This is a genomic window from Haloplanus ruber, from assembly GCF_024494725.1.
GTDB lineage: Archaea > Halobacteriota > Halobacteria > Halobacteriales > Haloferacaceae > Haloplanus > Haloplanus ruber.
In genome coordinates this window covers 1,225,472-1,239,097 of record NZ_JANHDK010000001.1, presented here as the reverse complement: position 1 = coordinate 1,239,097, position 13,626 = coordinate 1,225,472, and the positions used below count along the sequence as shown (strand labels likewise).

Here is a 13,626-nt window from a genome sequence, read left to right as displayed (position 1 = left end):
TCGCCCGGCGTGAGCGTATCGTAATCGGTTTAGCGAGGGGGCTGAAATCTCCGGACGGACATGACTGTCACCATCGTCGGGTCCCAGCTCGGAGACGAGGGCAAGGGTGCCCTCGTCGACCTGTGGGGTGGGAACGCCGACATCGTGGTCCGGTACCAGGGCGGGGACAATGCCGGCCACACCGTCGTCGAGGATGGCGAGGAGTACAAGCTGTCGCTGGTGCCGAGTGGCGCCGTCCGCGACAAGACCGGCATCCTCGGCAACGGCTGTGTCGTTAACCCGCGCACGCTGTTCGACGAGATCGACGCCCTCCGAGAGCGGGGACTCGACCCCGACGTCCGGGTCGCACGCCGTGCCCACGTCATCATGCCGTACCACCGCGTTCTCGACGGCATCGAGGAGGAGGCGAAAAGCGACGACGACCTCGAAGCCGGCACCACGGGTCGCGGCATCGGCCCCACCTACGAGGACAAGGTCGGCCGCCGGGGCATCCGCGTCGGCGACCTACTCGACTCCGACGTGCTCCGGGACCGACTGGAGTACGTCGTCCCGCAAAAGCGCGCGGTCGTGGAGGAGGTGTTCGGCCTGAAGGCCGGCGAGGAGTTCGACATCGACGCCCTCCACGAGGAGTACGCCGCCGTCGGCCGCCGACTCGCCGAGGAGGACATGACGGTGAACGCCGGTGACTTCCTCGGACGGAAACTCGACGACGGTGCGGAACTGCTGTTCGAGGGCGCACAGGGGACTTCTATCGACATCGACCACGGTATCTACCCGTACGTTACGTCCTCGAACCCGACGGCTGGCGGGGCGTCGACGGGGTCGGGCGTCGGCCCGACGGTCATTGGCCGCGGCGAGGTAGTCGGCATCGTGAAGGCCTACCTCTCGCGTGTCGGGACCGGGCCGCTCCCGACGGAACTCGACGGCGACGACGAGGACCTCGCAGACTACATCCGCGAGAAAGGCGGCGAGTTCGGCACCGTCACCGGCCGCCCGCGCCGCATCGGTTGGCTCGACGTGCCGATGCTCCGTCACGCGGCCCGGGCGAGCGGGTTCACCGGCATCGCCGTCAACCACCTGGACGTGTTGGCCGGTCTGGACGAGGTGAAGGTCGGCCACGCCTACGACCTCGACGGCGAGCGACTGGAGACGATGCCAGCGACGACCGAACGCTGGGCGGAGTGTGACCCCATTCTGAAGGAGTTCGACCCGTGGCCGGAGGTCGACTGGTCCACCGTCGCCGAGGACGGCTACGATGCGCTCCCGGCGAACGCTCGCACGTACCTGGAGTATCTGAGCGACGAGGTCGGCGCCCCCATCTACGCTGTCGGCGTCGGCCCGGACCGCGCGGACACCGTCGAACTCGTCGATCCGTTCGCATAACGGGGCGTTGCACGGCCGGCGACGGTGCGAGAGTCCTTTTACCCCTCGCGGCGAGTCGGTTCCATGCGCCGTTCCCTCCGCTACCTCGTCGCCACCGCCGTCGCCGTCGGGATCGCCGCCCTCACCGCGGTCACCGCCGATTCGACCGGTCTTACCCTCCTCTCGGTGCCTATCGTCTACGGTCCCACGACCGCACTCGTACTCGCTCACTGGCAAACGTGGGTTTCCTTGAGCCGCCAACCCGATCCGTCACGAAAGCTCGGGGCAATCGGCGGCGGCGTCGGCGCGTTCGCCATGTCGTCGCTGTTTCGAGTCTCTGTCCCGGTCGGGGCGGTCGGATTCGGCCTCATGCTGTTCGGCATGGCTGTCACCATCGCCGACGTATCGACGCTTGACCAGTGAGAGCGGGCGTCGCGACACGGTTCGTCGGGGCAACGATTTTATCGCCACCTCGCGCACGTGTACGTATGGTAACCACGACCGAGCGGGACGGTATGACGTGGTACGAGTGCGAGACCTGTGGCATGTTGTTCGACGACCGGGAGGACGCCCGACAGCACGAGGACAACTGCGACAGCGACAGCGCCGACCCCTCCTATCTCCAGTAGCTACGCGTCCGACTCCGCGACCAGTTCGTAGGACTCCTCGCCCCAGTCGTCCTCGACGAAGACGAACACCCGCCCACGCGCCACCGACGGGTCGGCCTGGACCCGACATCGCATCCCGTCGGGTGTGCCGACGGTCACGCCCGGGAACAGCTCTTCTGTCTCTCCACCGTCGAGGACGATCCGGCCGACGCCGGTCGATTCGAGGATATCCTCGTGGGTCTTGCGGTCGTTGACGTACATCAACACACCTTCCGCCCCGTCGGGATCAGTCACGAGGACGTGGACCGCCTTCCCCGGCGCTGCCGAGAGCGTCTCCGGGACCTTCTCGGGGACGCCGCGATAGAACGCCGTCCGTCCGTCGAGATACTCCACTTCGACGCCCCCCTCTTCGAGGGTCACGGGCAAGGTGCTCGGAGCGACGTCGGTGCGAATGGTCATACTGTTCGTAACGGGTGCCCGGGCAAAAACGTCGCGTCACGTCCGCGCCGTGGTGGCCGTCGCCGCGATCAGGCGAACGCCCGCGAAACGCTCTCGTCGGTCGTCTCGGCGCTGATCTTCTCCCACGCGGACACGAAGTCGTCCATGTAGATCTCGGTGCGGTCGTCGCGGATGGCGAACATACCGGCCTCGGTACAGACCGCCTTGATGTCGGCCCCGGAGGCGTCGGCCGCCATCTCCGCGAGTTCCGCGAAGTCGACGTCGGCGGCGACGTTCATGTCGCGGGTGTGGATCTTGAAGATGATCTCGCGGCCCGCGTCGTCGGGCTTCGGCACCTCGATGAGGCGGTCGAACCGGCCGGGACGCAGGATCGCGGGATCGAGCATGTCGAAGCGGTTGGTCGCCGCGATGATGCGGATGTCGCCGCGCTCCTCGAAGCCGTCCATCTCGGAGAGCAACTGCATCATCGTCCGCTGGACCTCGGCGTCGCCGGAGGTCTTCGAGTCCGTCCGCTTCGAGGCGATGGCGTCGATCTCGTCGATGAAGAGTACCGCGGGTTCGTTCTCGCGGGCCACCTCGAAGAGGTCGCGGACGAGTTTCGCCCCCTCGCCGATGAACTTGTGGACGAGTTCCGACCCCGCCATCTTGATGAAGGTCGCGTCGGTCTGGTTGGCGACGGCCTTGGCGAGCATCGTCTTCCCGGTGCCCGGCGGCCCGTGGAGGAGCACACCCGACGGAGGCTCGATGCCCACCTGCTGGAACATCTCGGGGCGGTCGAGCGGCATCTCGACCGTCTCGCGGACCTCCTGCATCTGTTTTTCGAGGCCGCCGATGTCCTCGTAGGTCACGTCCGGGCTGTGATCGACCTGCATCACGCGGGCCCGAACGTCGGTCTCCTTGTCGAGGCGCTTGACGACGGACAGCGAGTTGTTCACCGCGACCCGCGAGTCGGGTTCCAGATCCGACCGCATCTCGTCGGTGACCTCGGTCAAGGCTTCCTGATTGTTGCCGTGCTGTTTGATGATGATGCCCTCGTCGGTCAGTTCCTGTACCGTCGCGACGAACAGCGGCGACTGCTTGAGCTTCTTGTTCTCGTGGGTCAGTCGCTCCAGTTTCTGCTGGTACTTGTTGTTCTCGGCGTTCGCGTCCAGCAGCTTGTCGCGCATCTCCTCGTTTTGACCCTCCAATACGTCGAGGCGCTCGCGGAGGGCCGCTATTTTTTCCTGCTGCGACGCCGCCTCCTCCTCGTACGGGAGGTCGACATCGTCCACAGTGTCGGTCATCACCTCATTTAAGGCACTGACTCATAAGAGACTTCGGGTGCGTGCGGGCTTCGCCGTGACTCGACACCGAAACGACCGCTCTCTTCGGCCTCGGTATATTACTCGCAGAAATTACTCTTGATAACAAATATTATCACCCTGTATGCCACAATGTGAATCAAGATGAGTACGACCGAGGCAGTCACCCGTGACGCGGAGTCGGATCGGTGGGCGGACGTCCGCGATCTGCCGCCGAGTGCGAAACTCGTCGCGAAGGTGCTGGATTACAACGAGACGCTGAGTCAGAGTCAACTGGCCGAGGAGACGCTTCTCCCACCGCGGACGGTTCGCTACGCACTCACGCGACTCGAGGACGCGGACGTCGTCGAGTCGCGGTTCTCCTTTTCCGACGCGCGAAAGCGCCTCTACTCGCTGAAGGTTTAAGGCCGAGTGGGCGCCAACCGCCGCCCGTGACCGAGGAGATTCGCGATGCGCTTCGTTCGCTGGCGACCGACGAGTCCGCCGCCCCGACGGCGACGGTCGACGAGGCCACGGAGGCACTCGAGGACGTGCGCACCCTCGCGGCGTTCGTCGACGACGACGGACCCGAACGGCTCCGTCGGGCGGTCGCGGCCGCGGAACGGGACGGGGACACCGTGACCGCTCGCCGGGGGCGGCGGACGCTCGCGGCCATCGACCGCTGTCGGACGGCCGCGGCGGAACACTTTCACTCCGGTCACGGAACGGTTTTGAGTGCCGACGATCAACCTCCGGAGCGATGACACGGGTGATCCACACCGGCGACACCCACGTCGGTTACCGCCAGTACCACTCGCCGGAACGCCGGCAGGACTTCCTCGACGCCTTCGAGGCGGTGATCGACGACGCCGTCGACCCACAGTCAGGGGACGGCAACGTCGACGCCGTGCTCCACGCCGGCGACCTCTTTCACGACCGCCGGCCCGACCTCCCCGACCTCCTCGGCGTCCTCTCCGCGCTCCGCCGCCTCGCGGCCGCCGACGTACCCTTCCTCGCCGTCGTCGGCAACCACGAGGCAACCCGCGGAAGCCAGTGGCTCGATCTCTTCTCGGATCTCGGGTTGGCGACTCGTCTGGGCTCCGAGCCGACCGTCGTCGGCGACACGGCGTTTTACGGCCTCGATCACGTCCCCCGGTCCCGACGCGACGAACTCGACTACGACTTCGCGCCACACGACGCCGACGCGGCCGCGCTGGTGGCTCACGGGCTGTTCACTCCGTTCCCACACGCCGACTGGGACACCGAGACGCTCCTCGACGAGGCGACGACCGACTTCGACGCCGTGTTGCTCGGCGACAATCACGTCGCCGACACCGCGCGCGTCGACGGGACGTGGGTGACCTACTGCGGATCGACCGAGCGGGCCAGCGCCGACGAACGCGACGCCCGCGGTTACAACCTCGTCGAGTTCGGGGCCGATGCAGGGGGCGACGCCGTCGTCGACATCCGCCGGCGCTCGCTCGATACCCGCCCGTTCGTCTTCGTCGACGTCGAACTCGCCCCCGGCGAGGGGGTCGACCGGGTCCGCGAGCAGGTACGCCAACACGACCTGACCGACGCCGTCGTCGTGGTGTCGATCACCGGCGAGGGCGACCCCGTCACCCCCGCCGCGGTCGAGGAGGCGGCACTGGCGGGGGGCGCCCTCCTCGCTCGGGTCACCGACCACCGCGCCGTCGGCGGCGACGCCGACGCGGCCGACACCGACGTGGAGTTCGGGGACCCCGACGCCGCCGTCCGAGAGCGCGTCCGCGAGATGGACCTCTCGACGACCGCCCGCCGCCTCGACGAGACGGTTCGTGACGGCGGGCTCCCGGACTCGAACGTCCGCGACCGTGTCGCCTCGCTCGTCGCGGACGCCGTCGACGAGGGCGCACTTCCCGACGGCGAGAACGCGAGCGAGGGTGGCGACGACGGGGCGGAAGCCCCCGACGCCGAGAACACGCCCGACGATCAGGTTTCCATGGAGGACTTCCGATGAGATTCGACCGGGTCCGCCTGCGAAACTTTCGTCCCTACGCCGACGCCGACCTCGACCTCCGGGACGGCGTGACGGTGATCCACGGTCTCAACGGGAGCGGGAAGTCCTCGCTGCTGGAGGCGTGTTTCTTCGCGCTCTACGGGTCGAAGGCCCTGGAGGGAACCCTCGACGAGGTGGTGCGAAACGGCGAGACGGACGCGGAGATCGACCTGTGGTTCACCCACGACGACGCCGCCTATCACGTCCATCGCCGACTCCGACAGTCCGGCGACCGAACTTCGACCGCGGACTGTACCTTGGACGGTCCCGACGTGACCGTCGAGGGCGCACGCGACGTTCGCGGCTTCGTCGCCGACCTGCTCCGCATGGACGCCGAGGCGTTCGTCAACTGCGCGTACGTCCGACAGGGCGAGGTGAACCAACTCATCAACGCCTCCCCGGACCAGCGGCGGGACGTCATCGACGACCTCCTGCAACTGGGGCGGCTAGAGGAGTACCGCGAGCGCGCCGCGACCGCCCGTTTGGGCGTCGAGGACGTCCGTTCGGGCAAGCGAGGCGAACTCGAGAAGGTAGAATCACAGATCGAACAGAAGGAAGCCCGGAACCTCCACGCTCGCCTCGACGACCTAGAGGGCGAACTCGCCGACGTGACCGAGCGGATCGAACATTACGAGCGCCAGCGCGAGAAGGCCGAACAGACGAAAAGCGAGGCGACCGCGGTCCTCGAAGAACACGAGGAAAAGCAGGAGCGACTCGACGCCGTCGAGGGGGACATCGCGGACCTCGAAGCGGCGATCACGGCGGCCGAGGACGAACGCGAGTCGATTCGGGAGTCGATCCGCGAGGCACGCGAACGGATCGCCGACCTCGAAGCCGAGGTTGAGGAGCACCTCGACGCCGCGGGGCTGGACGAGGCGACGGCGGACGCGGTCGAACAGCGGCGGGACGAACTCGACGAGCGTGAGACGTCGATCCGCGAGGCCAAAAGCGAGGCGAACGCGGCGGCGACGGGGTTGCGAAATCAGGCGACGAACCTCGCGGAGAAGGCCGACGACCTGGCCGACCGAGCCGACCGCGCCGAGGAGCGGGCCACGGAGCACCGTGAGGCGGCGGACGCGGCCACAGAGGCGGCAGCGGACCACGAGGCGAACATCGAGCAACTGGACGACGAGGCGGCCGACCTTCGCGCGCGGTTCACGGACGCGCCAGTCGACGAGGGTGAGGCGGCCGACCGCCGGTCGGCGCTTCGCGACCGGCGCGGCGAGGTTCGGGAGCGGATCGCCGAACTCGAAGCCAAACGCGAGGCGACCGCAGAACGGGTCGCCGAGGCGGAGGAACTGCTGGCGGCCGGCAAATGCCCCGAGTGTGGACAGCCGGTCGAGGAGTCACCCCACGCCGACCGGATCGACGCGGACCGCGAGCGTGTCGCGACGTTGGACGACGAACTGGCGACCGCCCGCGAGCGGGTCGCGGAGTTGGACGACCGGATCGAGGCGCTTTCGGACCTCACCGAGGCGGAGACGCGACTCGACGAGATTGCCGAGAAGCGCGAACGCCTCGCCGACCGTGCGGCCGAGAAACGCGAGGCGGCAGCGGAGCGACGCGAGGCGGCCGACGAGCACGCGTCCGAAGCGGCCGACCTGCGGACGCAGGCGTCCGAGACCCGAGAGGTGGCGACCGAGAAACGCGAGGAGGCCGCCGAGGCCGAGGAGCGCGTCGAAGAGGCCCGTACCGAACTGGCAGCCGTCGCCGAGACGCGGGCGGCTGTCGACGCTGTGGCCTCCCGACTCGACCGCATCGCCGACCACGAGGACGAGATTGAGCGCCTGCGTAGCGAGGCCACGCGGATCGAAGAGACAAACGACGAGCGCCGGGAACGGATGGTCGAGAAGCGAGAACGTCGCGACGAGTTGCGCGAGGCGGTCGACGAGGCGGCCATCGAGGCAGCCCGGGAGAACAAGGAACACGCCGAGTCGTATCTCGCGGAGGTCGACGAGGAACTCGGTCAACTGGCGGAGCGACGCGACGACCTGCAGACGAACATCGGCGGGGTGCGAACCGAACTCGACGCGCTGGAGGCGCTCCGAGCGGAGCGTGACGCCCTCGCCGAGCGGGTGGCGGCGCTAGACGACCTCCACGCGGAGGCCGAGCGACTGGAGGCCATGTACGGCGACCTGCGGGCGGAACTCCGCCAGCGAAACGTCGAGACGCTCGAACGACTCCTGAACGAGACCTTCGACCTCGTCTACGGCAACGACGCCTACGCACACCTGCGTCTCGACGGCGATTACGAACTCTCGGTCGTCCAGAAGGACGGGAGCGAACTCGATCCCGCCCAACTGTCGGGCGGCGAGCGGGCACTGTTCAACCTCAGCCTGCGCTGTGCCATCTACCGACTACTGGCGGAGGGCATCGACGGCGCGGCGCCGATGCCGCCGCTCATCCTGGATGAACCCACCGTCTTCCTCGATGCGGGACACGTCTCGCGGCTGGTCGACCTTGTCGAGGAGATGCGCGGGATGGGCGTGGCCCAGATCGTGATCGTCAGCCACGACGAGGAACTCGTCGGTGCGGCCGACGACCTCGTCCGCGTCGAGAAGGACCCCCGGACCAACCGCTCGACGGTGTCGCGGTCGCAACCGGCGGCCGTCCTCGGGGAGTGAGACGGACTAGTGTCCCGTCTTAATCGTCAGTCCGTCCCGCGGAGTGCTCGCACCGCCTCGCGGGTCGTCTCGGTCGCCCCGTAGCCACGCTCGCCGGCGACGCGTTCCTCGGCGATCAGCCCCGCCGCCCGGAACTCCGCGAGCAGGCCGTGGAGGTCGCTCTCACAGAGGTCGTAGGCGTCGAGGAGCGTCCGGACCGTGAGGGGGCCGCGGTCCACGAATTCGACGAGTAGACCGAGTGCTTGGTCGTTCGGCGCCGCGGTGAGGACGCGTCGGACCGGCGCGGGCACCGCCTCGGCGGCGGTCCGGAGGGGGTCGGTCTCGCCCGCGGCGTGCAGGTCGGCGTTGGGGAGGTAGCGCTCCGTCCCGGTCGCCGGATCGCGGACGAGACTCGACTCGGCCGACCGCTTTACGAGCAGATATTCGTTGCCCTCGTCGTCGCGGACGCTTCGCATGGTTCGTACGAGGCGACCACCGGGGTTAGGGGTTGTGTTCGTCGGTCCCGGTGTCCGAGCTGTCAGCGTCGCTTCGCCGCTGGAAGGTCCGATACAGGTGATAGACGCGCAGTCCGGCGACGGCCCCGACCAGGACGAGGCCGAGACCGGTTCGCCACTGCCCCCGAAAGCCAATGAGCATGGGACCGAAGGCGAGACAGAACACCGCCACGTTGGCCATGAGGACGCTCCGCCAGAACAGCCCCTGGACCTCGGGGTCGACGTCGCTCGGATCGATATCCGGCGTCGGCGCGGCCGGCGCAGTCGGCGGGTCGGGACCGAGATTCGACGCGCGCTTCTCGGCGGGTGCCTTCTCGGCGTCGTCGTCCCACGCGTCGTCGTCGTCCCACGGATCGGACGGCACGCTCTCAGAGAGCGAACGTGGCGACAAAAGGGTTCGTTTGTCTGATCAGGCGAGTTCGTTGAGCGGGACGGCTGTCGACGATTCTACCCACGCGAGCGGGTTTTCCGCGTCGTAGAGCACTGTCCCGTCCTCGATTTCGTACGCCTCGACGGTATCGATCCCGTCGGGATCCGGACGGCGTTCGGCCGCACTGTCCCACCGGCCTGCGTCGACGTGGTCGGACATCGTCACGCCGCTTGGTAAGCAATCACATGGTATAGGTCTTTCCGTCGTGGCAGAGTTTCCGCTCCGGAGTGGCTGGGTTTTTACCGGGAAGTCCCGAAGTGAGCGGCATGGAACAGGCGGAGCTTACAGGGGCTTGGGGGACCGATGACGCCGATCGGCCGGAGGCGGAGGCGATGGCTGTCGCCGGCGACGTCGGCCAGTCGGTCACCGAAGTCGTCGACGCCGCGGACCTGAAGTTTCCGGACCCCGACGGGGCGGTCGATCTTGCGGTCACCCAGGTCGACTACACAATCGAGGGCCAGGGTGCCGACGAGTATCCCGTGGTGCACGTGTTCGGCCGGACGCCGGACGGCGACCCCGAACACGTCCGCGTCCTCGGGTTCGAGCCGTACTTCTACGCGCCGACGGCGAGCCTCGACGACGGCGACCTGGATCGGGACGTGATCACGCGCACCGAGACGGGCTACGAGAGCATCCGCGGCGAGGACCTGACGAAGATCTGTACGCGGACACCCCGCGACGTGGGGGCGATCCGCGACGAGTTCGACCACTACGAGGCGGACATTCTCTTTCCCAACCGGTTGCTGATCGACAAGGACATCGGGAGCGGCGTCCGCGTGCCCGCCCGCCGACTGGAGAGCGGGGCGATTCAGGTCCCACACGACGAACTCGCCCCCGTCGACGTTCCGACGGATCTGCGGGTGAACACCTTCGACATCGAGGTGGACGACCGCTCCGGCTTCCCGGAGGACGGCGAGGAGCCGGTCGTCTGTCTCACGAGCCACGACTCCCGCCGTGACGAGTATATCGCGTGGCTGTACGAGGCACCGGACGGATCGGAGACGGGTCCGGCGTCCTTCGACGACTACGACGGGCTGGCGGACGACCTGCACGCCGAGATTCGGGCCTTCGAATCCGAGGCGGCGATGCTCGATGCCTTCCTCACCTACATCGAGGAGACGGACCCAGACGTGCTCACGGGGTGGAACTTCGAGGACTTCGACGCACCATATCTCATCGACCGCCTAGAGACGGTAGGCAAGCGACCGGACGTGGACCGGAATCTGAACCCCGACCGCCTCTCGCGGATCGGTGAGGTCTGGCGGAGCGACTGGGGCGGTCCCACGATCAAGGGACGGGCCGTCTTCGACCTGCTCTATGCCTACAAGCGGACCCAGTTCACCGAACTGGAGTCCTACCGGCTGGACGCCGTCGGCGAGATGGAACTCGGCGCAGGCAAGGAACGCTACGCGGGCGACATCGGCGACCTCTGGGAGGACGACCCCGAGCGCTTGCTGGAGTACAATCTCCGCGACGTGGAACTCTGCGTGGAACTCGACCGCAAGCGCGACATTATCTCCTTCTGGGACGAGGTGCGGACGTTCGTCGGCTGCAAGTTGGAGGACGCCCCGACACCCGGCGACGCCGTCGACGTCTACGTCCTGCACAAGGTCCACGGCGACTTCGCGCTCCCCTCGAAGGGGCGGGCCGACGCCGAGGATTACGAGGGCGGCGCGGTGTTCGACCCGATCACGGGGATCAAAGAGAACGTCAGCGTTCTCGACCTGAAGTCGCTCTATCCGATGTGCATGGTGACGATCAACGCGTCGCCGGAGACGAAGGTCGACCCCGAGGACTACGAGGGCAACACCTACCACGCGCCGAATGGCACCCACTTCCGGAAGGAACCCGACGGCGTCATCCGGGAGATGGTCGACGAACTGCTCGACGAACGCGAACAGAAGAAAGCCGAGCGAAACGACCACGACCCCGACAGTCAGGCCTACGAGCAGTACGACCGACAGCAACAGGCAGTCAAGGTCATCATGAACTGCTTCACGTCCGATACCGACGTGCTGACGCCCGAGGGTGTCCGAAACATCCGGGACCTCGACGTCGGCGACGAGGTGTACTCGCTCGACCCCGACACGATGTGTCTGGAGGTGAAGCCGGTGACCGACACCCACGCGTATCCGGACTACCGTGGTGACCTCGTCGACATCCAGACGAGCAAGATCGACTTCAGCGTCACGCCCAACCACCGGATGCTCGTCCGGAAGAACGACACCAACGGCGTCTCGTGGGACGAGTTCCGGTTCGTCGAGGCCGGCGACCTGAACGAGGCGTCACATTACGAACTCCCATACGACTGGGACGGACCCGAAGGTGAGTCGTTGGAGACGGTCGACCTGACCGAACTCCTCGGTGACGACTACGAGGTGTGGGCGAACAACGACGTTCACGGCCACAGCTTGGCCGACGAAGTCGGCTACTACCCGGACAAGATGCAGAAGCAGGGTTCCGACGGGACGGGCTATGTCTTTTCGGCGACCGAGTTCGAGACACACCGTGACTACCTCGACGAACACTGCTCCGAGTTCTACGTCCACGCCGAACGGGGCCGGAAGTGGATTCCGCGCTTCTACGACGGCGACGACTTCCTCGATCTGCTCGCGTGGTACATCACGGAAGGTTCGGTGTACACGTCCGAGGACAAGCAGTTCGGTGAGAACTTCCGTGGCTCGGCCACGATGATTCAACTTGCCCAGGAAGCGAGTACCGATGGCGGCGAGGGTGGCGACCACGTCGCCATCGGTGATCTGTTGGATCGACTCGGCGTCGATTACTACGTCGACGACCGGTGCTATCAGTTCACTTCGCGCCTGCTCGGTCGCTGGCTTGAGGAGACGTGTGGCGAGAACAGCTTCGAGAAGCGGATTCCCGACTTCGTATTCGAGGCTAGCCGCGAACAGAAGAAGCGATTCCTCGACACGCTGATCGCGGGCGACGGTGATCGACAGACTGGAAGTTGGCGCTACTCTACCTCGAGCGACCAACTACGCGACGACGTGCTTCGACTCTGTGCTCACCTTGGACTGACGGCCAACTACAATCGGGACAGTGGCTCGTGGCGCATCTACTGCACCGAAGACGGCAAGAACAGTTTCCGGATGCATCGTTCCGGTGGCCAAAACACCGCGGACGACGGCGCGTACTGTGTCACCGTCGCGGACAACCACACGCTCCTCGCGGGCCGTAACGGGACATTCCAGTTCGTCGGGCAGTCGCTGTACGGCGTTCTGGGATGGGATCGCTTCCGCCTCTACGACCGGGAGATGGGCGCGGCGGTGACCGCCACCGGCCGGGACGTCATCGAACACACCCAGACCGCGGCCAACGACGTGGGGTACGAGGTGGCCTACGGCGACACCGACAGCGTGATGCTGGAGTTGGGTGAGGAGACGACGGCCGACGAGGTTCCCGACGCGGTCCGTGAGGCCCACCCGGAGGCGAGCGACGCGGACCTCCGCCGAATCGCCGGCGCCATCGAGACGGGCTACGAACTCGAAGAGAGCATCAACGAGTCCTACGACGCGTTCGCCCGCGAGGAACTCAACGCCCACGAACACCGCTTCCAGATCGAATTCGAGAAACTCTACCGCCGGTTCTTCCAGGCCGGCAAGAAGAAACGCTACGCCGGCCACATCGTCTGGAAGGAGGGCAAACACGTCGACGACATCGACATTACGGGCTTCGAGTACAAGCGCTCGGACATCGCCCCGATCACGAAGAAGGTCCAGCGGCGCGTCATCGAGATGATCGTCACGGGTGAGGACGTCGACGACGTCGAGGAGTACGTCCACGACGTCATCGAGGACTTCGAGGCCGGGAACGTCGACCTCGACGACGTGGGAATCCCGGGCGGTATCGGCAAGCGCCTGACCGCCTACGACACCGACACCGCACAGGTCCGAGGGGCGAAGTACGCCAACCACCTGCTCGGCACCAACTTCCAGCGCGGCAGCAAGCCAAAGCGCCTCTACCTGAAGAAGGTCCATCCCGAGTTCTTCCGGCAGCTGGAGGCGACGGAGGGGTTCGACCCGCAGACCGACGCCCTCTACGGCGAGTTCAAGCGCGACCCGGACGTGATCTGCTTCGAGTACGCCGACCAGATCCCCGATGCCTTCGAAATCGACTGGGACAAGATGCTGGAAAAGACGCTCAAAGGTCCCATCGCCCGGATCATCGAGGCGCTCGGTCTCTCGTGGGACGAGGTGAAAAGTGGGCAGCGACAGACCGGTCTCGGCCAGTTCTGAAAGCTGATTTCTATATCTCGAAACAATAGTTGCTGTTGTCGAAACTCGAAGGGGGAGAATGCGTAAGCATTATGC

General features: G+C 66.5%; 13 protein-coding genes. 8 read left to right on the top strand and 5 right to left on the bottom strand.

Going from position 1 to position 13,626, the window contains the following annotated elements:
* Positions 1 to 60 precede the first annotated feature (60 nt).
* The 3 genes from NO878_RS06585 to NO878_RS06575 all read left to right on the top strand — a co-directional run bounded on the left by NO878_RS06585 (position 61) and on the right by NO878_RS06575 (position 1,991).
* Complete coding sequence (locus tag NO878_RS06585) at positions 61 to 1,383, top strand: adenylosuccinate synthase (RefSeq protein ID WP_256405164.1); 1,323 nt, start codon at positions 61 to 63, stop codon at positions 1,381 to 1,383.
* Positions 1,384 to 1,446: 63 nt separating this feature from the next.
* Positions 1,447 to 1,785 carry a DUF8153 family protein gene (locus NO878_RS06580; protein ID WP_256405163.1) on the top strand — a complete coding sequence of 113 codons (339 nt, stop codon included), beginning with the start codon at positions 1,447 to 1,449 and terminating at the stop codon, positions 1,783 to 1,785.
* Between the two features lie 65 nt (positions 1,786 to 1,850).
* A complete protein-coding gene (locus NO878_RS06575; RefSeq protein ID WP_256405162.1) occupies positions 1,851 to 1,991 on the top strand; it encodes a DUF7128 family protein in 141 nt (46 codons plus the stop codon).
* Here the strand turns inward: NO878_RS06575 and NO878_RS06570 are convergent, their stop codons facing one another.
* Positions 1,992 to 2,429: a DUF5796 family protein gene (locus NO878_RS06570; protein ID WP_256405161.1), complete on the bottom strand. Its 438-nt coding sequence runs from the start codon at positions 2,427 to 2,429 to the stop codon at positions 1,992 to 1,994.
* Positions 2,430 to 2,497: 68 nt separating this feature from the next.
* Entirely contained in the window at positions 2,498 to 3,712 is a 1,215-nt protein-coding gene (gene pan1, locus NO878_RS06565; RefSeq protein ID WP_256405160.1) for a proteasome-activating nucleotidase Pan1, read from the bottom strand.
* A 162-nt stretch (positions 3,713 to 3,874) separates the two neighbouring features.
* Here pan1 and NO878_RS06560 point away from each other — a divergent pair, with 162 nt between their 5' ends.
* The 4 genes from NO878_RS06560 to rad50 are packed head-to-tail and all read left to right on the top strand — an operon-like array spanning position 3,875 to position 8,371.
* Positions 3,875 to 4,135: a MarR family transcriptional regulator gene (locus NO878_RS06560; RefSeq protein ID WP_256405159.1), complete on the top strand. Its 261-nt coding sequence runs from the start codon at positions 3,875 to 3,877 to the stop codon at positions 4,133 to 4,135.
* 26 nt (positions 4,136 to 4,161) lie between these two features.
* Positions 4,162 to 4,473, top strand: coding sequence for a DUF7966 family protein (locus NO878_RS06555; RefSeq protein ID WP_256405158.1), 312 nt, complete (start codon positions 4,162 to 4,164; stop codon positions 4,471 to 4,473).
* Positions 4,470 to 5,708 (top strand): DNA double-strand break repair protein Mre11, encoded by a 1,239-nt coding sequence (gene mre11 / locus NO878_RS06550; RefSeq protein ID WP_256405157.1) that lies wholly within the window; start codon positions 4,470 to 4,472, stop codon positions 5,706 to 5,708. Before NO878_RS06555 ends, mre11 begins: the two co-directional genes overlap by 4 nt.
* The gene (rad50, locus tag NO878_RS06545; RefSeq protein WP_256405156.1) at positions 5,705 to 8,371 is read left to right on the top strand and encodes a DNA double-strand break repair ATPase Rad50; all 2,667 of its coding nucleotides are present in this window, start codon (positions 5,705 to 5,707) and stop codon (positions 8,369 to 8,371) included. Before mre11 ends, rad50 begins: the two co-directional genes overlap by 4 nt.
* A gap of 26 nt (positions 8,372 to 8,397) precedes the next feature.
* Here rad50 and NO878_RS06540 read toward each other — a convergent pair whose 3' ends face one another.
* From NO878_RS06540 to NO878_RS06530, 3 genes are read right to left on the bottom strand one after another with little or no spacing between them, the layout of a single operon-like run.
* Positions 8,398 to 8,826 (bottom strand): DUF7346 family protein, encoded by a 429-nt coding sequence (locus NO878_RS06540; protein WP_256405155.1) that lies wholly within the window; start codon positions 8,824 to 8,826, stop codon positions 8,398 to 8,400.
* A gap of 25 nt (positions 8,827 to 8,851) precedes the next feature.
* Complete coding sequence (locus NO878_RS06535; protein ID WP_256405154.1) at positions 8,852 to 9,229, bottom strand: DUF7322 domain-containing protein; 378 nt, start codon at positions 9,227 to 9,229, stop codon at positions 8,852 to 8,854.
* 45 nt (positions 9,230 to 9,274) lie between these two features.
* Complete coding sequence (locus tag NO878_RS06530) at positions 9,275 to 9,454, bottom strand: DUF7331 family protein (RefSeq protein ID WP_256405474.1); 180 nt, start codon at positions 9,452 to 9,454, stop codon at positions 9,275 to 9,277.
* A gap of 107 nt (positions 9,455 to 9,561) precedes the next feature.
* Between NO878_RS06530 and NO878_RS06525 the strand changes: the two genes are divergently transcribed.
* Entirely contained in the window at positions 9,562 to 13,551 is a 3,990-nt protein-coding gene (locus NO878_RS06525) for a DNA polymerase domain-containing protein (RefSeq protein ID WP_256405153.1), read from the top strand.
* Positions 13,552 to 13,626 lie beyond the last annotated feature (75 nt).

Bases quoted from the DNA above. Each gene is read 5' to 3' on its own strand.
- NO878_RS06585 (WP_256405164.1), top strand. From the start codon at position 61: ATGACTGTCACCATCGTCGGGTCCCAGCTCGGAGACGAGGGCAAGGGT.
- NO878_RS06580 (WP_256405163.1), top strand. From the start codon at position 1,447: ATGCGCCGTTCCCTCCGCTACCTCGTCGCCACCGCCGTCGCCGTCGGG.
- NO878_RS06575 (WP_256405162.1), top strand. From the start codon at position 1,851: ATGGTAACCACGACCGAGCGGGACGGTATGACGTGGTACGAGTGCGAG.
- NO878_RS06570 (WP_256405161.1), bottom strand. From the start codon at position 2,429: ATGACCATTCGCACCGACGTCGCTCCGAGCACCTTGCCCGTGACCCTC.
- pan1 (WP_256405160.1), bottom strand. From the start codon at position 3,712: ATGACCGACACTGTGGACGATGTCGACCTCCCGTACGAGGAGGAGGCG.
- NO878_RS06560 (WP_256405159.1), top strand. From the start codon at position 3,875: ATGAGTACGACCGAGGCAGTCACCCGTGACGCGGAGTCGGATCGGTGG.
- mre11 (WP_256405157.1), top strand. From the start codon at position 4,470: ATGACACGGGTGATCCACACCGGCGACACCCACGTCGGTTACCGCCAG.
- rad50 (WP_256405156.1), top strand. From the start codon at position 5,705: ATGAGATTCGACCGGGTCCGCCTGCGAAACTTTCGTCCCTACGCCGAC.
- NO878_RS06540 (WP_256405155.1), bottom strand. From the start codon at position 8,826: ATGCGAAGCGTCCGCGACGACGAGGGCAACGAATATCTGCTCGTAAAG.
- NO878_RS06530 (WP_256405474.1), bottom strand. From the start codon at position 9,454: ATGTCCGACCACGTCGACGCAGGCCGGTGGGACAGTGCGGCCGAACGC.
- NO878_RS06525 (WP_256405153.1), top strand. From the start codon at position 9,562: ATGGAACAGGCGGAGCTTACAGGGGCTTGGGGGACCGATGACGCCGAT.